The 19,347-nt window shown below is 74.0% G+C and carries 17 protein-coding genes; 8 read left to right on the top strand and 9 right to left on the bottom strand.

Annotation, left to right across the window (positions count from 1 at the left end; all coding sequences use genetic code 11):
- The first annotated feature begins 1 nt into the window (after nt 1).
- The gene (locus ACFYUS_RS09260) at nt 2-1,021 is read left to right on the top strand and encodes an endonuclease/exonuclease/phosphatase family protein (RefSeq protein ID WP_388847562.1); all 1,020 of its coding nucleotides are present in this window, start codon (nt 2-4) and stop codon (nt 1,019-1,021) included.
- A 3-nt stretch (nt 1,022-1,024) separates the two neighbouring features.
- On the opposite strand, the gene ACFYUS_RS09265 is transcribed toward ACFYUS_RS09260, so the two are convergent.
- Both ACFYUS_RS09265 and ACFYUS_RS09270 read right to left on the bottom strand, forming a co-directional pair.
- On the bottom strand, nt 1,025-1,408 hold the full coding sequence (locus ACFYUS_RS09265; RefSeq protein ID WP_388847564.1) for a DUF4440 domain-containing protein: 384 nt from the start codon (nt 1,406-1,408) through the stop codon (nt 1,025-1,027).
- Between the two features lie 103 nt (nt 1,409-1,511).
- On the bottom strand, nt 1,512-2,087 hold the full coding sequence (locus ACFYUS_RS09270) for a TetR/AcrR family transcriptional regulator (protein ID WP_388847566.1): 576 nt from the start codon (nt 2,085-2,087) through the stop codon (nt 1,512-1,514).
- Between the two features lie 128 nt (nt 2,088-2,215).
- Between ACFYUS_RS09270 and ACFYUS_RS09275 the strand changes: the two genes are divergently transcribed.
- Together ACFYUS_RS09275 and ACFYUS_RS09280 are read left to right on the top strand one after the other, a co-directional pair.
- Nucleotides 2,216-3,067: an SDR family NAD(P)-dependent oxidoreductase gene (locus ACFYUS_RS09275; protein ID WP_388847568.1), complete on the top strand. Its 852-nt coding sequence runs from the start codon at nt 2,216-2,218 to the stop codon at nt 3,065-3,067.
- A gap of 118 nt (nt 3,068-3,185) precedes the next feature.
- Nucleotides 3,186-3,689: a GyrI-like domain-containing protein gene (locus ACFYUS_RS09280; RefSeq protein ID WP_388847570.1), complete on the top strand. Its 504-nt coding sequence runs from the start codon at nt 3,186-3,188 to the stop codon at nt 3,687-3,689.
- Between the two features lie 55 nt (nt 3,690-3,744).
- Here the strand turns inward: ACFYUS_RS09280 and ACFYUS_RS09285 are convergent, their stop codons facing one another.
- The 3 genes from ACFYUS_RS09285 to ACFYUS_RS09295 form a co-directional block, all read right to left on the bottom strand.
- Nucleotides 3,745-4,470: a hypothetical protein gene (locus ACFYUS_RS09285; protein WP_388847784.1), complete on the bottom strand. Its 726-nt coding sequence runs from the start codon at nt 4,468-4,470 to the stop codon at nt 3,745-3,747.
- Nucleotides 4,471-4,475: 5 nt separating this feature from the next.
- Nucleotides 4,476-5,393, bottom strand: a complete 918-nt coding sequence (gene htpX / locus ACFYUS_RS09290) for a zinc metalloprotease HtpX (RefSeq protein ID WP_388847572.1) — start codon at nt 5,391-5,393, stop codon at nt 4,476-4,478.
- Nucleotides 5,394-5,548: 155 nt separating this feature from the next.
- A complete protein-coding gene (locus tag ACFYUS_RS09295; RefSeq protein ID WP_388847574.1) occupies nt 5,549-6,760 on the bottom strand; it encodes an acyl-CoA dehydrogenase family protein in 1,212 nt (403 codons plus the stop codon).
- Between the two features lie 144 nt (nt 6,761-6,904).
- On the opposite strand from ACFYUS_RS09295, the gene ACFYUS_RS09300 reads away from it, so the two are divergent.
- Entirely contained in the window at nt 6,905-8,698 is a 1,794-nt protein-coding gene (locus tag ACFYUS_RS09300; protein WP_388847576.1) for a CoA transferase, read from the top strand.
- The gene (locus ACFYUS_RS09305) at nt 8,695-10,350 is read left to right on the top strand and encodes a class I adenylate-forming enzyme family protein (RefSeq protein ID WP_388847578.1); all 1,656 of its coding nucleotides are present in this window, start codon (nt 8,695-8,697) and stop codon (nt 10,348-10,350) included. The genes ACFYUS_RS09300 and ACFYUS_RS09305 overlap by 4 nt, the downstream gene beginning before the upstream one ends.
- Nucleotides 10,351-10,413: 63 nt before the next feature.
- On the opposite strand, the gene ACFYUS_RS09310 is transcribed toward ACFYUS_RS09305, so the two are convergent.
- Genes ACFYUS_RS09310 through ACFYUS_RS09320 form a run of 3 tightly spaced genes read right to left on the bottom strand, consistent with a single transcriptional unit; the run spans nt 10,414 to nt 12,676 of the window.
- The gene (locus ACFYUS_RS09310; protein ID WP_388847580.1) at nt 10,414-11,217 is read right to left on the bottom strand and encodes an ABC transporter substrate-binding protein; all 804 of its coding nucleotides are present in this window, start codon (nt 11,215-11,217) and stop codon (nt 10,414-10,416) included.
- A complete protein-coding gene (locus ACFYUS_RS09315) occupies nt 11,166-12,044 on the bottom strand; it encodes a metal ABC transporter permease (protein ID WP_388847582.1) in 879 nt (292 codons plus the stop codon). The genes ACFYUS_RS09310 and ACFYUS_RS09315 overlap by 52 nt, the downstream gene beginning before the upstream one ends.
- Nucleotides 12,041-12,676 (bottom strand): ATP-binding cassette domain-containing protein, encoded by a 636-nt coding sequence (locus ACFYUS_RS09320; protein WP_388847584.1) that lies wholly within the window; start codon nt 12,674-12,676, stop codon nt 12,041-12,043. The genes ACFYUS_RS09315 and ACFYUS_RS09320 overlap by 4 nt, the downstream gene beginning before the upstream one ends.
- A gap of 186 nt (nt 12,677-12,862) precedes the next feature.
- On the opposite strand from ACFYUS_RS09320, the gene ACFYUS_RS09325 reads away from it, so the two are divergent.
- The 3 genes from ACFYUS_RS09325 (at nt 12,863) to mgtA (ending at nt 17,862) form a co-directional block, all read left to right on the top strand.
- On the top strand, nt 12,863-14,827 hold the full coding sequence (locus ACFYUS_RS09325) for a potassium transporter TrkA (protein WP_388847586.1): 1,965 nt from the start codon (nt 12,863-12,865) through the stop codon (nt 14,825-14,827).
- A gap of 73 nt (nt 14,828-14,900) precedes the next feature.
- On the top strand, nt 14,901-15,260 hold the full coding sequence (locus tag ACFYUS_RS09330) for an ArsR/SmtB family transcription factor (RefSeq protein WP_388847588.1): 360 nt from the start codon (nt 14,901-14,903) through the stop codon (nt 15,258-15,260).
- The gene (gene mgtA / locus ACFYUS_RS09335; protein WP_388847590.1) at nt 15,253-17,862 is read left to right on the top strand and encodes a magnesium-translocating P-type ATPase; all 2,610 of its coding nucleotides are present in this window, start codon (nt 15,253-15,255) and stop codon (nt 17,860-17,862) included. The genes ACFYUS_RS09330 and mgtA overlap by 8 nt, the downstream gene beginning before the upstream one ends.
- Here mgtA and ACFYUS_RS09340 read toward each other — a convergent pair.
- Nucleotides 17,853-19,346 carry an LCP family protein gene (locus ACFYUS_RS09340; protein ID WP_388847592.1) on the bottom strand — a complete coding sequence of 498 codons (1,494 nt, stop codon included), beginning with the start codon at nt 19,344-19,346 and terminating at the stop codon, nt 17,853-17,855. The two genes, mgtA and ACFYUS_RS09340, sit on opposite strands and share 10 nt — an antisense overlap.
- Nucleotide 19,347: the final 1 nt, after the last annotated feature.

The raw sequence follows: 19,347 nt of genomic DNA on the forward strand, positions 1-19,347 counted from the left end.
GATGACGACCGTACGGCCGGCAAGTGCCGCAGAGGCGGCCGGAGAGAGCGCGTCCCCGCCCCCGCTGTCGAGGCCGAGTCCGAGGCCGTCACGCCGTCGGGGCACCCCGACCGCGATCTGCTGCCTCCTCCTCGCCCTGCTCATCGCGGGGCACCGCCGGCTCCCCGACGCCCCGGGCCGTCTGGGCAGCCTGTTCGAGACCCTGCTCCCCTGGACCGCCCTCGTGATCGTGATGCTGTCGGCCGTGGCGCTGCTGCGGAGATCACCGACGGCGACAGCGGCCCTGGTGCTGCCGATGAGCGCCTGGACGGTGGTCTGCGGCGGTGCCCTGACCGACAGGTCGTCGCCGGGCGGGGACCTCACCGTGGTCAGCCACAACGTCAACCAGGACAATCCCGATCCGTCCGGCACCGTGCGGACCCTGATCGCCTCCCGGGCCGACGTACTGGCACTGGAGGAACTGAGCCCGGCCACGGCACCCGCCTACGAGCAGGCCCTCGCCGCGTCCTACCCGTACCACTTCTCCCAGGGCACGGTCGGCCTGTGGAGCACCCGTCCCCTGAGGGACGCGCGTGCGGTGCCGATCATGCCGTGGACCCGGGCCATGCGCGCCACCGTGGACACCCCCGAGGGGCCGCTGGCCGTCTACGTCGTCCACCTCCCGTCCGTCCGCGTCGGCCCCACCGGCTTCACCACCGGCACACGCGACGAGGTCGTCGGCCTCCTGGCCGGGATCCTGCGGGCCGAACGCTCCCCGCGCGTCCTCGTCATGGGCGACTTCAACGGCTCCACCGACGACCGCGCGCTGCGCCCGCTCACCACCCGCATGACCTCGGCCCAGTCCGCGGCCGGCGAGGGCTTCGGCTTCACCTGGCCGTCACGCTTCCCGGTCGTCCGGATCGATCAGATCCTCCTCAGGGGCATGAAGGCCACTTCGGCCTGGACGCTCCCCGCGACGCCGAGCGACCACCTTCCCGTGGCGGCCCGCATCGACCTCGCCCCGGACCCGGCGGGGGACTGAGCCTCACGCGTCCGGCACCGGCGTGGCGTGGTGGTAGTACATCCGCCACCCCGTCGCGTCGTCCGACTTCCGCCAGATCGAGCTTCTCCGGGCCCGCCTGCCGTCGAGCACGGTCTCGAACGTCAGGTGCACGATCCCCGGCGCCAGCACGGCGCCCGTCATCCCGGAGGCCACGTACTGCGGGCCGTCGTCGGCCGCACCCTGCATGACCGGAATCCCCGAGAGCATCGACCGGCGGTCCCACCTGCGGCCCGAGGCGCCCACCTCCACGAACTCCGGATCGAGGAGCTGATCCACCAGCGCCCTGGACGACCGCACGGCCGGACTCATCAACAGCAGCTCTCGCTCGACGACCTCGGCCACGATGCTTTCCTCGTCCCTGTCCATGGGAGCATCCTGCCCCAGCCGGACCGGGCGTTCGCAAGCGAATCGAGGAGTCGCCCGGACCACGGTCTCCGCCTCGGTCCGCGGGGTGTCCTCCCGGCGGGGGCTATTCGTTCGCTCCGTGGCGAAGTCCGTCGAGGAGCAGGTCGAGGAGGCGGCCGGAGCGGTTCCGCTGGGCCGGGGAGCTGGTGATCAGCGCGACGCCGGCGAGGCTGAGGCCGATGTCGAAGGGGTCGACGTCCGAACGGAGGAGACCGGCGTCGGCTCCCGCGTGGAGCAGGGAGTCGATGGCCGCGCCGAGCCGGTCGAGGGTCTCGGCGAAGGGGTCCGCGCCGGACGCGACGGCGGCCCGCAGGGCGTCCGCCATGCCTTGCTTGGCGGCCAGGTAGTCGATGAACCGGTCCATCCACAGGCGCAGGGCCCGGTCCGGCGGGAACTCGGCCAGCAGCTCGGCGGCGCTGTCGCAGACACGGGCCAGCTCGTTGCGGTAGGCGGCCTCGACCAGCGCCTCCCGCGTGGGGAAGTGGCGGTAGAGCGTGGCCGAGCCGACGCCGGCGGCCTTGGCGATCGTGTCGATCGGAACGTCCGCGCCCTTCTCGGCGAAAGCGCGTACGGCCGCTTCGAGGATGCGCTCCCGGTTGCGGCGGGCATCGGCGCGCAAGACGCTCGGCTGGGTGGTCAAGGCTGCTCCCTTCGTCGGGATCCAGTCTATCTGGACAAACGGGGAGTTCCCCGGTTAGCCTCCCGCCTAAATGGGGAGTTCCCCGGTTAAGGGCCGGCGCTCCGTACGACAGACGAGGAGGCCCCTTGATGGCCAGCGAGAAGACCGTCCTGATCACCGGTACGTCCTCCGGGATCGGCCTGGCCACCGCCGTGGCCGCCGCCCGGGCCGGCTGGACCGCCGTCGCCACCATGCGCGACACCGGAAAGGCCGAAGCCCTGCTCAAGGCGGCGGCCGAGCACGCGGTCACCGACCGGATCCAGGTCAAGCGCCTCGACGTCGTCGACCCCGACAGCATCACCGCGTGCCTGGACGAGGTGATCGCCGAGCACGGCCGCCTCGACGCGCTGGTCAACAACGCCGGCGCCGCGCAGGTCGGCACCGTCGAGCGGATGGGCCTCGACGACTTCCGCGCCGCCATGGAGGTCAACTTCTTCGGCGTGGTCGCCACCACCCGTGCGGCCCTGCCGCACCTCCGGGCGACCCGGGGCCGGGTGATCACCGTCACCAGCGTGGGCGGCGCGGTCGGGCAGCCCTTCAACGAGGCGTACTGCGCGGCGAAGTTCGCCGTCGAGGGCTTCATGCAGTCGCTCGACCCCGTCGCCGCCACGGTCGGCGTCGGCGTCACCGTGGTCGAACCCGGCGCGGTGGCCAGCGAGTTCGTCGCCAACATCGGCCTGGACGTCCCGGCCCTGCTCGCCGACGCCGGACCGTACGCCCCGGCCCTCCAGGCGTACCTCGCCCGCACCCAGAAGTCCTTCGGCAACGCCCAGACGCCGTTCGAGGCCGCGGCCCCGATCGTCGAGGCCCTCACCGGGGACCGCCCCCCGTTCCGCGTCCAGACCTCCGAGTGGGCCCGCGAGTTCGTCGGCACCACACTCGCCGACCTGGACGGCTCCGCGGTCCGGACGCTCACCGACGCCTGGCTCCGCACCCCGTGAGGCTCCGGGCCGTGCCCGGTGGAGGACGCGGCCACGGGCGCGGCGATGACCTTCCGGCACGCATCCGGTCGGTACGTTCCCCGTACGCCGTCAACGCGGATCGGAGCGCCGGAACGACATGAGCACGCAGAACGACCACGACAGCGACACCCCGGACGACGAGCGGCAGCCCCGGCTCGTGGAACTCGCACCCCAGACCACCGCCGTCGTACGCGGCGTCGTGCCCCTCGGGGAACTGCGCACCTTCTTCGACGAGGCCTTCGGGGCGCTCGGGCGGGTGCTGCAGAGGCAGCAGGTCCCGCCGAGGAGCGCCGCCTTCGGGCTGTCCCACGGGGCGCCGGGGGAGGCGCTGGACCTGGAGGTCGGGTTCGTCACGGGGCGGGAGGTGAACGCCGAGGACGGGGTGGTCGCCGGCGAGCTCCCCGGCGGGAGGGTCGCACGGGTGACGCATCACGGCGGGTTCGACGGGCTCGGGGAGGCCTGGGAACGGCTCGGGGCCTGGATCGGGGCACAAGGGCTGCGCGGCGGCGAGGACCGGTGGGAGGTGTACGTGACACGGCCGACGCCCGACATGGACCCGCGGGACCTGCGGACCGAGCTCAACTGGCCGATCGCCGACTGAGCGCGCCGCACGACCCCTACGGATGAGGGGCTCCCGTGACGCCGGCCGTCGGCCTTCAGGCCTCCGGGAGCCGCTCCGCCCCGCCGAGCCCCGGCGCGCCCCAGACCGGGAACCACCGCTCCATGTCCGGCTCCATCGCGAGGTCACCGGCCAGCAGGCCCCTGACCTGGAGCTCAAGGGCGTTGTCGCGGCTCTCGGCGCGGTCGGCGCGCGGCGCGAAGGGATAGAAGGTGCCGCGCTTGTAGAGGTACACGAGCGCGAGGTCGCGCGCCCGGTGCCCGTCGGCGGCCGGAGCGTCGGTCCCCGCGTCCTCCGTCCCCGGCCCCCGGGCCCCGGCGGCCGGGGCGCGGAAGGCGGTCAGGGAGCAGAGCAGATCAGGGCCGAAGCCGGCCTCCTCGAGGAGCGCGTTGACCGCGTGCAGGTCGGTGACCAGCGTGGCCAGGTCCTCGCCGGGACGTCGTACGGTGAGCCAGGTGTAGCCGTACGCGTCCGAGGCGTACGTCACGGGGGGCGCCCCCGGCCCGGCGCTCCGGTCCTCGCCGCCGCCCGCACCCGGATCGGGCCGGGCCGTGACCTCGACGTCGAGGAGGTCCCGTACGTCCTCCTTGAGGCGGGCGAAGGCACCGCCCTCCACCGCGGCGAAGCACACCGACCCCACGCCGGCCGGGACGAAGCCCGTGCCCGCCTGAAGGGTGAGCGCCGCGGCCGGGAGCCCGAAGAGACGGTCCAGATCGGGCCGCACCGGCCGGCTGCGCCCGAGGATGCTGTCGAGCAGACCCACCGCCGTCACGCCCCACCGAGCTGCGCCGAGATCCGCGCGAGCTGTTCGAGCCGCTGCTCCAGGGTGGGGTGGGTGGAGAGCAGCCGGCCCAGGCTCTCCTTGGAGGAGAAGGCGGGCGCGAACCAGAAGGCGTTGTACGGCTCCGCCTTGCGCAGGTCCTCCGTCGGGATCCGGGCCATCTGGCCGCTCACCTTGGTGAGCGCGGAGGCGAGCGCCGACGGGCGCCCCGTGAGGAGCGCGGCGGCGCGGTCGGCGGCCAGCTCGCGGTAGCGGGACAGGACGCGGGTCAGCAGGAAACTGACGACGTACACGGCCGCGCTGACCACGGGGACGAGGATCGCGGCGAGCCCCATGGTGCTGTCCCTGCTACGGCCGAGACCGCTGTAGAGCGCGACCCGCGTCATCATCCCCGCGAGGACGCCGAGGAAGGACGCGATGGTCATGACCGCGACGTCCCGGTGCGCCACGTGCGACATCTCGTGCGCGAGGACCCCCTCCAGCTCCTCCGGCTCCAGGCGCCGCAGCAGGCCGGTCGTGACGCAGACCAGGGCGGTCTTCTCGCCGCGACCGGTGGCGAAGGCGTTCGGCACGTCGCTCTGGGCGACCGCCACCTTCGGCTTCGGCATGTCGGCCAGCGCGCAGATCCGGTCCACGGTGCCGTGCAGCTCGGGAGCCTGCTCGCGGGTCACCTCGCGCGCGCCCATGCCCAGCGCGGCGATCCGGTCGCTGAACCAGAACTGCCCGACGAACAGCAGGCCCGTGATCAGCAGGATGATCGGCCAGGATCCGCGCAGCAGCACCAGCAGGACGCCGACGAAGACCACGTACAGCAGGCCGATCAGGAACATCGTCGTCGCCATGCGCGTCGCGAGCCCGCGGTCCGGGGCATAGCGCGAGCGGGACGAGGACCGGGTTCTGGGCATCCGCGCACCCTCTTCCACGAGCGGGCGGACCAGCCGAACCCCGGACGGGACAAGCCTTCCGCCCCCTCCTGCCAGTGTGCTCCCCCGCACGCCGGAACGGATGGACGGAGCCCGGCCGGACCGTACCGACGGGAGGGCCGACGGCCGGGGCGGCCTCAGGCGGGTGCGGCGGCGGAGCCCCCGCGGTCCCGCAGGACGCGCCGGGCGACGGACGAGACGTGCTGCTCGTCCGGACCGTCGAGGATCCGTGCCGTCCGGCCCGTGCGGAACAGCGTCGGCAGGGGCGTGTCCGGGCCGAGTCCGGCCGCGCCGAAGACCTGGACGGCCCGGTCCGCGACGTCCTGGAGCGTGCGGGCCGCCGCCGTCTTCGCGAGGCCGACCTCCACGTGGGCGTCGTGTCCGTCCGCGACCAGGGCCATCGCCTCGTACACGAGCGGCCGTGTCGTCCTCAGCGCCAGCAGGGCCTCGAAGACGTGCTGCTGGACGAGCTGACGGTCCGCGAGCCGCCCCCGTACGCCCTCCCGGGCCGTGGCGCGGTCGCAGAGGAGGGCGAAGGCCCGCTGCGCCTGGCCGAGCCAGCGCAGGGCCCGCAGGGTGCGGCCCAGTCGGAGGCGTTCGCCCGCGACGGCCAGGGCCTGCCCGGTGTCGCCGACGAGGTGGTCCTCGTCGACCTCGACGCCGTCGAACTCGATCTCGTACTGCCCGGTCGCGCCCAGGACCGGCAGTTCGCGCACCACCCGGAACCCGGGGGAGCCGGTCGGCACGAGGAGGAGGGACAGGCCGGTGCGGTCTCCCGGCGATCCGCTCGTGCGGGCGAGCACGGTCACGAGGTCCGCGTCGCCCGCGTGCGACACGAACCACTTCCGGCCGGTGACGCGCCAGCCGCCGCCGGGCCGTCGCTCCGCCCGGGTCGCCGTGAGCGCGGGCTCGGTCCCGGGCGTGTCCGGCTCCGTCATCGCGTAGCAGGCACGGAGGTCGCCGGAGACCAGGCGCGGCAGGTACGCCGTGCCCACCCGTGCGGATCCGTGCCGGGACAGCATGGTCACGTCGAGGAGGGACGCCGATCCCAGGGCCGCGGGACCGTGGTCACTGGCCCCCTCGACCTCGGCGATCGCCGCGTACGCGCCCAGGGCCAGCCCGCCGCCGCCGAGTCCGGCCGGCAGGGGGAGCGCCCACAGACCGGACTCGCGGGCCTCCGCGCGCAGCCGCTCCCGAAGGTCCCCGGCGGTCGGGCCGCCGGCGTCGAGATCCGGCTCGGAGGGGAAGACGCGGTCACGGACGAACGCGGAGACCTTCTTCCGCAGGAGATCGACACCCGCCGCGTCGTGATCCAGAACATCGTGATCCGTTACGTCATGATCCGTCACTGTTTTCCTCCCTTGCGGGAACTCGGCAGAACACGCGTCCGACTGCCTGCCCGTGGGAGGGGTCGGGCGCACCGGCCCCTCAGTTCCCGTGACCGTGAAGTCCCCGTGCGACGGCCGTCGCCGCCGCGCCAGGAGAGGAGAGCCATGGCGTCATCAGCGACCGCGCGCACCGCGACGGTCCGCCGTCCGCTCGACACAGACCGCCCGCTCGACGCACTGCGGTGCGACATCGGCGGCCCCGAGGCCCTGACCCGCGTCGTCTCCGACCATCTGAGGAGGCTCGGGGCGGCGACGGGGCGGGACGGCGGCCGGGGGGACATCGCGCTCGGCGGCGGCGGGTTCGCGCCCGTCACGGCCCGTACCGCCTGGGGAGCGGCCGGCTCCGGAGTCGAGGACGAGGCCACCGCGCAGGCCGCCACCGGCGTCATGGCCGTCCACGGCCGCCGCCACGGGGCCCCGCGCGGCCTCGGTGTCGACTGTCTGGCCACCGCCACCGGCGTCCTCACCGTCCAGGGCCTGCTCGCCGGGCTCATCGGGCAGGCCCGGGGCGGTCCGCGGGCCGGTGGGTGTACGACGACGGCCGACCGGGCCGGGCTGCTCGCCGTGTCCCAGTACGTGGCCGCCGCCGGTGCCGACGAGCCGGAAGCCGTCGACCCCGCTCCCGGGGGACCGCCGTTCGCCTCCGCCGACGGCGTCCTGTTCGAGCTGGAGACGCTCGACCCGGGGGCCTGGGCGGAGTTCTGGCGCGCCCTGGAGGCTCCCGCCGACGCGATACGGGCGGGCTGGCGGCCCTTCCAGTTCCGGTACGCCACCGCCTGCGCGCCCCTCCCCGCCGACCTGCACGAGGTGACCCGCCGCCACGCGTGGGCACGGATCCGGCGGGCCGCCGCGCTGTCGGGAGCCGAGGTGTGCCGTCTCCGCACGCTCGCCGAGAGGGCGGGGGAGGACGACGGCGCCGATCCGTGGACCCTGCGCGCGCTGGGCCGGGGCCGCCCGGCGACCGTCGCGCCCGTCACGGCGGACCGGCCGCTGGCCGGACTGACCGTCCTGGAGGCGGGCCGCCGCATTCAAGCACCGCTCGCCGCACACCTGTTGGGCCTGCTCGGAGCCCGTGTGGTCCGGATCGAGCCGCCGGGCGGCGACCCGCTCCGGGGCATGCCGCCGGCCTGCGGAGGGATCTCCGCCCGCTGGCTCGCGCTCAACCGGGGCAAGGAAGCCGTGGAGGTCGACATCAAGGCGCCCGGCGACCGGAGCCGTCTCCGCGAACTCGTGGCCGACGCCGACGTGTTCGTGCACAACTGGGCCCCGGGCAGGGCCGCCGCGCTCGAACTCGACGCCGAGCACCTGGCCGCCGTGAACCCCTCCCTCGTGTACGCGTACACCGGCGGCTGGGGCGACCGGCTCGCCGACGCCCCCATGGGCACCGACTTCATGGCGCAGGCGCGCACGGGCGCCGGAGAGGCCGTCCATCCGGCCGGCGAACCGCCCGTGCCGTCCCTGATGACGCTCCTCGACGTCCTGGGCGGCCTGCACGGAACCGAGGCCGTCCTCGCCGGCCTGCTCCTGCGCGAGCGCGCGGGCCGTGGCGTACGGGTCGACTCCTCGCTGCTCGGAGCGGCCGACACCCTCCTCGCCCCCGCCCTGCGACGGGCCGCTTCCGGCGCCGACCCCCGCCGCCCCGCCGGATTCCGGCGCCCGCTCCGCACCTCCGACGGCTGGATCGCCCCCAGCGACACCTGCGCGCCGGCCGCCACGGCGTACGACGTCTCGGGCCTGTGCACCGAGGACGCCCTGGACCAGCTGCGCGGCCACGGCCTGACGGCCACCGCCGTCACCACCGATCTGGCCGCGCTCCACCACGACCCGCGCCTGTCCGGCCCGATCGGCCGGGACGCGCACGGCGCCCCCGCCGTTCCCGACCCCTGGAGCTTCGCGTGACCGTCACCCTGACCGACCTGCTGCCCGCCGGACTCCGCCGCTCCTGGGCGGTGGACGGCACCTGCCCCGACCTCGACCTCTACAGCCTCTACCGGGCGAGACAGATAGCCGACCTGCACCGCACCGCCGTGATCGACGCCAAGGGCGCACTCTGCTACACCGCGCTCGACCGCAAGGTCCGATGTCTGGCCGAGGGCCTGCGCGGACTCGGCATCGGCGCCGGGGACGTCGTCGCGGTCCAGCTCCCCAACGACCGCGGCGCCGTCGTCGCGGAACTGGCCCTCGCCGCGCTGGGCGCCGTCGCCCTCCCCTTCCCCGTCGGGCGCGGCGCCGTGGAGGCCGAGTGCCTCCTGCGCCGCGCGGAGGCGGTGGCGGTCATCGCCGTGACCGAACACCGCGGGCAGCACCACGCGGCCGACCTCCAGACCCTCGCCCCGGGACTGCCCGCCCTGCGCCACGTGATCGCCGCGGGAGGCGGCACCGCTCCCGACGGAACGATTCCGCTGGCCCGGCTGGCGCGGACCGACCCCGCCGGATTCGTCCCGGCCCGCCCCGACCCCGACACCGCCGCGCGCATCCTCGTCTCGTCCGGCTCGGAGGCGGAGCCGAAGATGGTGGCGTACTCCCACAACGCCCTGGCCGGCGGGCGCGGCAACTTCCTCGCCTCCCTCATGCCCGACGGCACCCCGCCCCGCTGCCTGTTCCTCGTCCCGCTCGGCTCGGCCTTCGGGTCGAACGGCACGGCCGTCACGCTCGCGCGGCACGGCGGCACCCTCGTCCTGCTCGACCACTTCACGCCCGAGGCCGCGCTCGCCGCCGTACGGGAGCACGAACCCACCCACGTCCTCGGCGTGCCCACCATGATCCGGATGATGCTGGAGGCCCTGGAGGGGACGGACGACCCGCTGCCCGCCCCCACCGCGCTCGTCCTGGGCGGCGCACCCCTCGACGAAGCCACCGCGGCCGCCGCGGCCGAGGCGTTCGGCTGCCCGGTCGTCAACCTCTACGGGTCGGCGGACGGCGTCAACTGCCATACGGGACTCGGGCGTTCCATCCCGCCCACCGACCGTTCCGGGGTCGTCGCGGGCCGTCCCGACCCCCGGGTCGCCGAGATCCGCATCGCCGACCCCGACACACAGGAACCGCTGCCCGACGGGCGGATCGGGGAGATCGTCTCGCGCGGACCGATGACCCCCCTCCGCTACGTGGCCTCCCCGGACCTCGACGCCCGCTACCGCACCCCGGAGGGCTGGGTCAGGACGGGCGACCTCGGCTTCCTCGACGACGAGGGGGTCCTCCACGTCGTCGGGCGGCTGAAGGACATCGTGATACGCGGCGGTGCCAACATCAGCCCCGCCGAGGTCGAGCGTGAACTCGTCTCCCATCCGCGGGTGCGGGACGTCGTCTGCGTCGGGGTGCCGGACCCGCTGATGGGGGAGCGGCTCGCCGCCTGCCTGGTGGGCAAGGGATCGGAGGTCCCGACGCTCGCGGAGCTCGGCGCCCACCTGGAGGAGCGCGGACTCGACCGGCACAAGCACCCCGAGCACCTGCTCGTGCTGCCCGAACTGCCGCTCACCGCCGCCGGGAAACCCGACCGGGCCGCGCTGCGGCGCCGGATCGTCGAGCGGGGACCCGCCCTCGTCGAGGCGTGACGGCGGACGGGAGGGGAGGGACGCCGCCGGCGTCCCTCCCCTCCCGCACGTGATCCGCCCGGCTCAGCCCATGGCCTTCTTCAACTCGGCCGCCGCGTCGCGGTACACCGCGAGGAGATCCAGGTCCTCGCCCGGGTAGTTGACGATCTCGACCTGCTCGGCGCCCGAGTCGGGCAGCACCGTGCCCGTCGACATGTGGGCGTTGTCGAGGACGAACGCGGGCTTCTTCGCCGAGAGCGAGGCGAGCCGGGCGGGCGTGACCGGTTCGGGGCCGTACGTGCCGACCGGCGTGGCACCCGCGAGCCGGGCCGCCCAGCCGGTGAAGACCTGGGTGACGACGGCCGGGCTCCTCCCGCCCGGCCAGGCGGCCCTGAGCTCGCCGTTCAGCTTCGCGACCTCGCCGTCGAGCCGGGTCCTCCACCGGGCGGCGGCGTCCTTCGTGCCGAACAGACCGCCCAGACGGGTCACTTCGGCGCCGGCCTTCGCCGGGTCGTTGTCGAGGTTCACCTCGACGAGCCTCGCCCTGGAACCGGCCGCCTCCTTGATCTTCGCGGCGTACGGCTCGAAGGGCGCGTACAGCACGAAGTCGGCCTTCGCGACGGCGGCCAGGTCCGACGGCTTCGGGTCGTAGTCGGGGGCGTGGTGCACCGACCGCGGCACGATCACCGTGATGTCCTCGGCTCCGGCGGCCTTGGCGAAGGCGCCCTCCCAGGTGGTCGTCACGACGACCACCGGCTTGTGGTTCCCGTGGTCGGTGGTGCCGGAAGAGGAGGCGTCCTCGCCGCCGCACCCGGTGAGCAGCGGCAGGGCCGCGCTCAGTGCGACGAGGGAGGCGAGGCGGACGTGACGGACGCGGGTGCGCGCCATGAGCTGGTTCTCCGTTCGGGGAGGAGATGGGCGGCGAGGACCACGGCCCCCGCCGTCAGGACGAGGACCGGGCCCGGGGGCCAGTCCAGCCACAGGGCCAGGAGGAAACCCGTCGCGTTGACGCCGACGCCGATGCCGACCGCCCACAGGGTGATCGACCACAGCGAGCGGCCGAGCCGGCGCGCGGCCAGTGCCGGCAGCAGGGTCAGGGCGTCGACGAGGAGCGCGCCGGTCAGCTTGATGGCCCCGGCGACCGCGACGGCCACGAGGACGAGCAGGGCGGTGGTGAGGAGACGTACGGGCACGCCCGAGCACTGGGCGAGCTCGCGGTCGTACAGCAGCAGGCCCACCTCGCGGCGCCGCCACCGAAGCAGCGCCGGCACGGCCACGGCGAGCGCGCCGAGGACCACGAGGTCGGCGGTGCCGACCGAGAGGATCGACCCCCAGAGGAGGGCGAAGGCCCCCGAGGCGTTGACGCCGGAGACGGCGAGGAGGAGGAGCGCGGCGGCGATCGCCAGGCTCATCAACAGGCCCATCGCCCCGGACAGTCCGGCCGGTGTCCGCGCCAGCGGGGCGACGCCCGCCCCCGACAGGGCGCAGGCCACGAGGGCGCACAGCATCGGATCGAGCCCGGTCAGCAGGCCGACGGCGATGCCGAGCAGTGCCACGTGCATCATCGCGAACCGCACCGGCATGATGTCGAGCCCGACGATCACCACCCCGACCACCGGCAGTCCGACGGCCGCGAGCAGCAGTGCCACCCCCGCCCGCTGGACGGGCGCGAGCTGGAGCACGGCGCCGAGATCGGCGGCCGCGAGCGCGTTCACCGCACCTCCCGCAGCCGGCCGGCGGCCATCTCCAGGACCCGGTCGCACCGCCCTGCCAGCGCCCGGTCATGGGTCACGACCACGAGCGTGACCGGCAGCGCGGTCAGCACGTCGGCCGCCTCCTCCTGGCCCTCGAAGTCGAGGGCCGCGGTCGGCTCGTCGGCGAGGAGCACCTGTGCGCCCGCCGTGACGCAGCCGATCGCCCGTGCCAGGTACAGGCGCTGCAACTGCCCACCGGACAAGGTGTCCACGGGCCGCGCGGCCAGGGAGCCGACCCCGAGCCGTCCCGCGGCCTCGGCCGCCTCGGCCAGGGCCCCGCTGCTCGCCAGGAGTTCGTCCCCGCGGAGCGGGAACCGTCCGGCCGCGGGCTTCTGCGGGATCCAGGCGCACGACCGCCGCCGCCACGCCCACTCGGCGGCGGAGCGCGCTCCGCGCCCGCCGACCTCGATGGTGCCGCCCACCCGCCGGTGCAGTCCGAGGACCGCGCGCAGCAGCGTCGTCTTCCCGGATCCGTTCGTCCCGGTCAGCGCGATCCGCTCGCCGGCGGCGATCTCCAGGTCGACCCCCGCCACGGCTTCGGTGCGGCCGTGCCGGCAGACGACTCCGCGCATGCGTATGTCCAGTCCGCCCATCCTCCGCCTTTCGCCGCTGCCGTGCCGGTGCGGTGAAGGAGTCGGACGGGCAGGGCGTCCGGTTCCCGCCCTTCCTCACGACCGCCCCGGACCCGTCCTCCTGACCGGGCTCGGTATCGTCGCTGCTCAAGCCGGAACCGCCGTCGCGGGGGGATACGGCGCAGGTGCGGACGGGGGGAGTCTTCGGTGGTGCGCGACAGGCTGCGGGCGCGGTTCCGGTACTGGTTCGACGGCACGATGGACCGGGGGACGCCGGCGCTGATCAGCTGGCTGGCCCTGGCTTCGGTGCTGCTCATCGTGGCGGCCTCGACCCTGGTCGTCCTGTTCACGGACACCGACGCCGAGGACAACGGCGGCTGGCCGGGAGTGGCCTGGATGAGCCTGCTCCGCACCCTCGACCCGGGCACCATGGGCGGGGACACCGGAGGCCCGGTGTTCCTCGGCCTGATGCTGATGGTGACGATCGGCGGCATCTTCATCGTCAGCGCGCTCATCGGTGTGCTGACCACCGGCCTGAACCAGAAGATCCAGGAACTGCGCAAGGGCCGCTCCCAGTTGATGGAGCGCGGGCACACGATCGTCCTGGGCTGGTCGGACCAGGTCTTCACGGTGATCGCGGAGCTCGTCGAGGCGAACCAGAGCGAACGCCGCTCCTGCGTGGTGATTCTCGCCGACCGCGACAAGGTCGCGATGGAGGACGCGATCCGGACGCGGATCCCCGACATGGGCAGCACCCGCGTCGTCTGCCGCTCCGGAAACCCCTTGATACGGGCGGACCTGGAACTGGTCAGCCCGGACACCGCGAAATCGATCATGGTGCTGCCGCCGGTCGGCGACGACAGGGACGTCGACGTCATCAAGGCCCTGTTGCTGCTGCACAGCCGTACCTGGCGGGGACCCCGGCCGCACATCGTGTCCGCCGTGCACGACTCGGACAACCTCGCGGCCGCCCGCCTCGCGGCGGGGGAGGGCGCCCTGGTGATCGACGCCGAGGACATCGCCGTACGCCTCATGGCGCAGGCCCACCGGCAGACCGGTCTGTCCGGCGTCTTCGACGAACTGCTCAGCTTCGTCGGCAACGAGTTCTACCTGCGCGAGGAGCCCGCCCTCATCGGGACGACGTACGGAGCGGCGCTCCACGCCTTCGAGATCGGGACGCCGGCCGGGCTGCGCAGGAGCGACGGCCGTGTGCTGGTCAACCCCGCCATGGACACCGTCATCGAGCCCGGCGACCAACTGCTCGTGATCGCCGCGGACGACCTGCTCATCCGGATGGCACGGACCCCGTCGCCGATCATCGAGTCGGCCATCACCTCCGCCCCGGCCGAGCGGCCCGGGATCGACCGGACCCTGCTCATCGGCGAGAACTCCCGCACGACGAAACTCGTCACGCTCCTCGACAGCTTCGTCCAGCCCGGCTCGACCCTCGACATCGCCGCGCCACGACGGCCGGACGCCGCCCTGAACCAGGCGGTGGTCAACCTCAGCGTGGGGTTCAAGCCCTGCGAGCCGACGCGCAGGTCCTCCCTGGAGTCCCTCGACCTGGGCGGCTACCAGCACATCGTCGTCCTCTCGGACGACACCATCGCCCCCGGGCCCGCCGACGACCGGACCCTGGTGACGCTGCTCCACCTGCGGGACATCGAGGAACGCCTCGGCGACCCGTACTCGATCGTCACCGAGATGAACGACGACGCCAACCGCGAGGTCGCCCAGGTCACCAAGGCCGACGACTTCATCGTCAGCACCAAGGTGATCAGCCTCCTGCTCACCCAGCTGACGGAGAACCGCGACCTGTACGACGTGTTCACCGACCTCTTCGACCCCGAGGGCTCCGAGATCTACCTCAAACCCGCCTCCGACTACGTCGTCCCCGGAGCCGAGGCGAACTTCGCCACCGTCGTCGAAGCGGCACGACGCGAGGGCGAGACGGCGATCGGCTACCGGCTGGCCCGGCACGGCGAAGAACCGCCCGGCTACGGGATCTTCCTCAACCCGCCGAGGACCGCCCCCCTGGTCCTCGGACCCGGGGACGCCGTCGTCGTGCTCGCCGAGGAGGAAGAGGCGTCCACCTCGGCGACCGGCCACCGGGGCCCCGGCCCTTCCCCCGTGCCGACCACGGCGGGAGCCCCGGCGACGGGGCCGTCCTGAGGAACGACGGCCCCGTCGCCGGGCGGCCCTAGACTGGGGAACGTTCGGGCGTGCGTGGAACGGGAGAGCAACGGTGGCGGCAGACGCGGGTGACTTCACGGACCCTCCTGCCGAGGTGCTGGCCGAGGCCGCCGCCGCCTTCGGGCTCCTCTCCTCGCCCTCACGGCTGCACATCGTCTGGGCACTCGCCCAGGGAGAGAGCGACGTGACCGGGCTCGCGGAGCGGGTCGGCGGCGCGCTCCCGGCGGTCAGCCAGCATCTGACCAAGCTGAAGCTCGCGGGTCTGGTGCGCTCCCGCCGCGAGGGGCGACGGCAGGTGTACTTCGTCGACGATCCCGAGGTGGTGACCGTCGTCCGCGTGATGGTCGGCCAGCTCACCGCCCGCACCGACCGGTCGCTGACGCTCGTACGACGCACCGGCTCGCGTGCCTGAGAGGGCTGCTCCCGGCCCCCTCGTCCCCCGCACCGACGGCAGCCGGACACCGGCCGGACAGGAGGCCCCGGGCCCGCTCACGGCGCTCCAGGTGCTGCGGGCGCTGGACAGCGGACCGCGCGGCCTGACGGAAGCCGAGGCGGAGCGGCGGCTCGCCCGGTACGGAGAGAACGTCCTGCCCGCCCGGCGGCCGGTTCCCTGGTCGCGGCGGTTCCTGCGCAGCCTGCGCGACCCGTTCACCGCGGTCCTGCTCTGCCTCGGACTGGTCTCGGTGGCCGTCACCGCCTGGGGCACCGGATGCGTCATCCTCTTCCTGGTCGCGGTCAGCTGCCTGCTGCGCTCCTCCGGCGAGCACCGGGCCGACCACGCCATGGCGGCGCTGCGCGAATCGGTCGCCACGACCGCGACCGTGCTGCGCCGCCCCGACACCGACGGACCGGCGGCACGGCCCCGGGAGCTCCCCGCCACCGAACTGGTGCCGGGCGACGTGATCCGGCTGGGGCCGGGAGACCTGGTCCCCGCCGACGTACGGCTGCTGAGGGCCGGTGGACTGCGCCTGCACGAGGCGGCTCTCACCGGAGAGTCGGCGCCCGTGGCGAAGTACCCCCTCGACGCCCCCGACGGCGCGCGCCCCGGACCCCTCGCCCAGCCCCACACGTGCTTCCTCGGCAGCAGCGTGGCGTACGGCAGCGCGACCGCGGTGGTCGTCGCCACCGGAGCCCGCACCCGCCTCGCCTCCGCCCACAAGGGGACCGAGCGGCGCCGGGACAGCGCCTTCGACCAGGCGGTCCACGGCATCTCCTGGACGCTGATCCGCTTCATGCTGCTGACCCCGCCGCTGGTGCTCATGGCCGGCGCCGCGCTGCACGGCAGGGGACTGGAGACACTCCCCTTCGCCGTCGCCGTGGCGGTCGGCCTCACACCCGAGATGCTGCCCGTCGTCGTCACGACCATCCTCGCCCGCGGGGCCGCACGGCTCGCCCGCGACCGCAAGGTGATCGTCACACGCCTGCCCGCCCTCCACGACCTCGGCGCCGTCGACGTCCTGTGCCTGGACAAGACCGGCACCCTCACCCAGGACCGGCCCGTCGTCGCCCGCGCCGTGGACGCGCACGGGAAGGACGCCCCCCAGGTGCTGCACTGGGCGGCCGTCAACGCCTGGTGGACGCTCCAGCTCGCGGAACTGCCCACCCCCGACGCCCTCGACGAGGCGGTCCTCGACGAGGTCGACGAGGCCGACCTGCCGGACTGCGACGGGGTCGCGGCACTGCCCTTCGACCCCGGGCGCCGCCTGGCCACCGCCGTCGTACGCCGTCCGGACCGCCTCGGCACGCACACCCTGGTCGTCAAGGGCGCCGTGGAGGACGTACTGGAACGGTGTGCCGTGGACGACGCCGAACGGCGGCGTCTCCTCGCCCTGGCCGCGCGCGAGGCGGACACGGGCGCCCGTCTCCTCGCCGTCGCCCTCGCCGAGCGCCCGGCCCGCCACCGCGACTACACGCCGGCCGACGAACGCGGACTGGCCTTCCTCGGGTTCGTCGTCCTGCGCGACGCCCTCGCCCCCACCGCGGCGCGGGCCCTCGACAGCCTCGCCGACCGGGGTGTGGCCGTCCGGATCCTGACCGGCGACCACCCGGGCACGGCCGCCCACACCTGCCGCGAACTCGGACTCGACCCCGGCCGGGTGCTCACCTCCGAGGACATCGACCGCCTGGACGACACCGAACTGGCCGAGGCCGCCGGACACACCACCGTCTTCGCGCGCTGCGCCCCCGAGCACAAGGCCCGCGTGGTCACCGCCCTGCGCGCCGAAGGACACGTCACCGGATTCCTCGGCGACGGCGTCAACGACGTGCCGGCCCTGCGCGCCGCCGACGTCGGCCTCTGCCCCAAGGGCGCGGTCGCCGTCGTCAGGGAGACCGCGGACGTCGTCCTGGCCGAGAAGGACCTCGCGGCGGTCGACGACGCGATCACCGCCGGCCGGCACAGCGGCGGGAACATCGCCACCTATCTGCACGTCACCCTGTCGTCCAACCTCGGCAACGTCATCGCCATGCTCGCCGCGGCGCTCCTCCTGCCGTACCTGCCGATGCTCCCCGCGCAGGTGCTCGTGCAGAACCTGTGCTTCGACGCCGCCCAGCTCGCCTTCGCCTACGACCACCCCGACCCGGCCGCGCTCCGGCGCCCCACCCGGCTGCGGCCCCGGGGCTTCCTGCGCTCCCTCACCTGCTTCGGACTGCTCAACGCGGTCGCCGACGTGGCCACGTTCGCGGTGCTCCTCCTCACCACCCGGGCCGCGTCGGACGCCCAGGACGTCTTCCACGCCGGCTGGTTCACCGAGAACCTGCTCACCCAGGCACTGGTGATGCTCCTTCTGCGCGGCACCCGGGGACGCCGTGGAGCGCCCGGTCCCGTCCGGTACGCGGCTGCGGCCCTCGCCGTGACCGGCATCCTGCTGCCCGTGTCCCCGCTCGGCCCGATGCTCGCCATGAGCCCCCTGCCCCCGCTGTACCACCTGCTCCTCGCCGTCGTCCTCTCGCTCTACGCGACGGCGCTCAAGGTGGCCAGGTCCCGTCGGACCGCGGCCCCGTCTCATCCGTAGGAGAGGTTGGAGCAGGGGTCGTCGTCCGCGGAGCGGGTGTCCTTGGTCGGCACGGCCGCCGGGGTGCCGGCGGGGGTGGCCGAGGGGTTGTCCGCGTAGGACTGCCCGAGGATCACGCTGATGCCCGGGGCGGACACCGGACGCAGTTCGGCGGAGGCGAAGAGCCGGGCGACCGTCGCGGCCTGTTCCTTCCGGGCGGAGCCGTACTCGATCACGGTGCCGATGTGGTTCTGGGCGGCCGCCGTGGCCGTACCGGTGACGGTGAACCCCTCGGACCTCAGCTGCTCGGCCGCCCGGGCGGCCAGGCCCCGGGTCCGGGTGCCGTTGTAGACGGCGACGGCGATGCCCTCCCCGGAGACGGGCGAAGGGGACGCGGTGGCCGTGGAGGACGGGCCGGCGTCGCCGTTCTTGCCGCTGGCGTTCTGGCCGTCGAGGGTGCGGTCGGCCTTCAGGGCCGCCCACAGCGCGTCCGCCTCGGGCTCGACGATCGCCACGCGTGCCCCCTGGTAGCGCCAGGGGATCGTGATGAACTTCGTGTTGTGCAGGTCGACGTCCTTGAGCGACATCGCGAACGAGATCAGCTTGTCGGCGGATCCGAGGCCGGGGTCCACGGTCAGGGACTCGGTCGCCGCGTTCGCCAGCGGCAGCAGCCTGGTCGGGGTGAGCCCCTCGCCCTTGACCTTCTTGAGCAGGCTCGCCACGAACGCCTGCTGGCGCTTGATGCGGCCGATGTCGGAGTTGTCGCCGATCCCGTGCCGCAGCCGCACGTAGTCCAGGGCCTTCTGCCCGGAGACGGTCTGCTCTCCCTTGGCGAAGATGCGCTCGCCCCGGGTCGCGCGCTTCGGGTTGAGGTCCTGCTGGTACACGTCGTTGGGCAGGCACACCCGTACGCCGTCGACGACGTCCGTCAGGGAGGCGAAGCCCCGGAAGTCGACGACGACGGTGTGGTCGACGCGCAGCCCGGTCAGCTTCTCGACGGTGTTCTGCGTGCACGCGGGGTTTCCCTTGGCGGTCCGCCCCACGGTGAACGCCGAGTTGAACATGGTGTCGCTGCGCGGCTGGGTCCAGGTGCCGTCGGGGAGCCGGCAGGGCGGGATGTCCACGAGGGTGTCGCGGGGGAAGGACACCGCGACGGCGTGCTCGTGGTCCGCGTACACGTGCAGGAGGAAGGCGGTGTCGGAGCGGCCGATGTCGTGCTTGTCGCCGCCGCCGAGCTCGCTGTTCCCGTCGGTCCGCGCGTCCGAGCCGATGACCAGGACGTTCTGTCCCTTGGAGGAGGCGGCGGGCCGGTCGTCGGAGAGGCCGTCCTCGCCGAAGGTGGCGATGTCACCGTTCAGCCGGAGATAGACCCAGCCCACCCCGGCCGTCACCAGCACGAGGAGCGCCAGCGCCGTCGCGAGAAGACGCCCGCCCCGACCGCGTCCGCGGCCCCGGTCCCGTGCCGCGGACCGGTGTGCGTGCGTGCTGCGGTTTCCGCCTGTCATC

Source organism: Streptomyces sp. NPDC004284, assembly GCF_042874035.1.
Classification (GTDB): domain Bacteria; phylum Actinomycetota; class Actinomycetes; order Streptomycetales; family Streptomycetaceae; genus Streptomyces.

Coding starts and splice junctions, on each gene's coding strand:
- ACFYUS_RS09300 (WP_388847576.1), top strand. CDS start 6,905: ATGGCGTCATCAGCGACCGCGCGCACCGCGACGGTCCGCCGTCCGCTC.
- ACFYUS_RS09280 (WP_388847570.1), top strand. CDS start 3,186: ATGAGCACGCAGAACGACCACGACAGCGACACCCCGGACGACGAGCGG.
- ACFYUS_RS09275 (WP_388847568.1), top strand. CDS start 2,216: ATGGCCAGCGAGAAGACCGTCCTGATCACCGGTACGTCCTCCGGGATC.
- ACFYUS_RS09260 (WP_388847562.1), top strand. CDS start 2: ATGACGACCGTACGGCCGGCAAGTGCCGCAGAGGCGGCCGGAGAGAGC.
- ACFYUS_RS09320 (WP_388847584.1), bottom strand. CDS start 12,676: ATGGGCGGACTGGACATACGCATGCGCGGAGTCGTCTGCCGGCACGGC.
- ACFYUS_RS09265 (WP_388847564.1), bottom strand. CDS start 1,408: ATGGACAGGGACGAGGAAAGCATCGTGGCCGAGGTCGTCGAGCGAGAG.
- ACFYUS_RS09340 (WP_388847592.1), bottom strand. CDS start 19,346: ATGACAGGCGGAAACCGCAGCACGCACGCACACCGGTCCGCGGCACGG.
- ACFYUS_RS09310 (WP_388847580.1), bottom strand. CDS start 11,217: ATGGCGCGCACCCGCGTCCGTCACGTCCGCCTCGCCTCCCTCGTCGCA.
- htpX (WP_388847572.1), bottom strand. CDS start 5,393: ATGCCCAGAACCCGGTCCTCGTCCCGCTCGCGCTATGCCCCGGACCGC.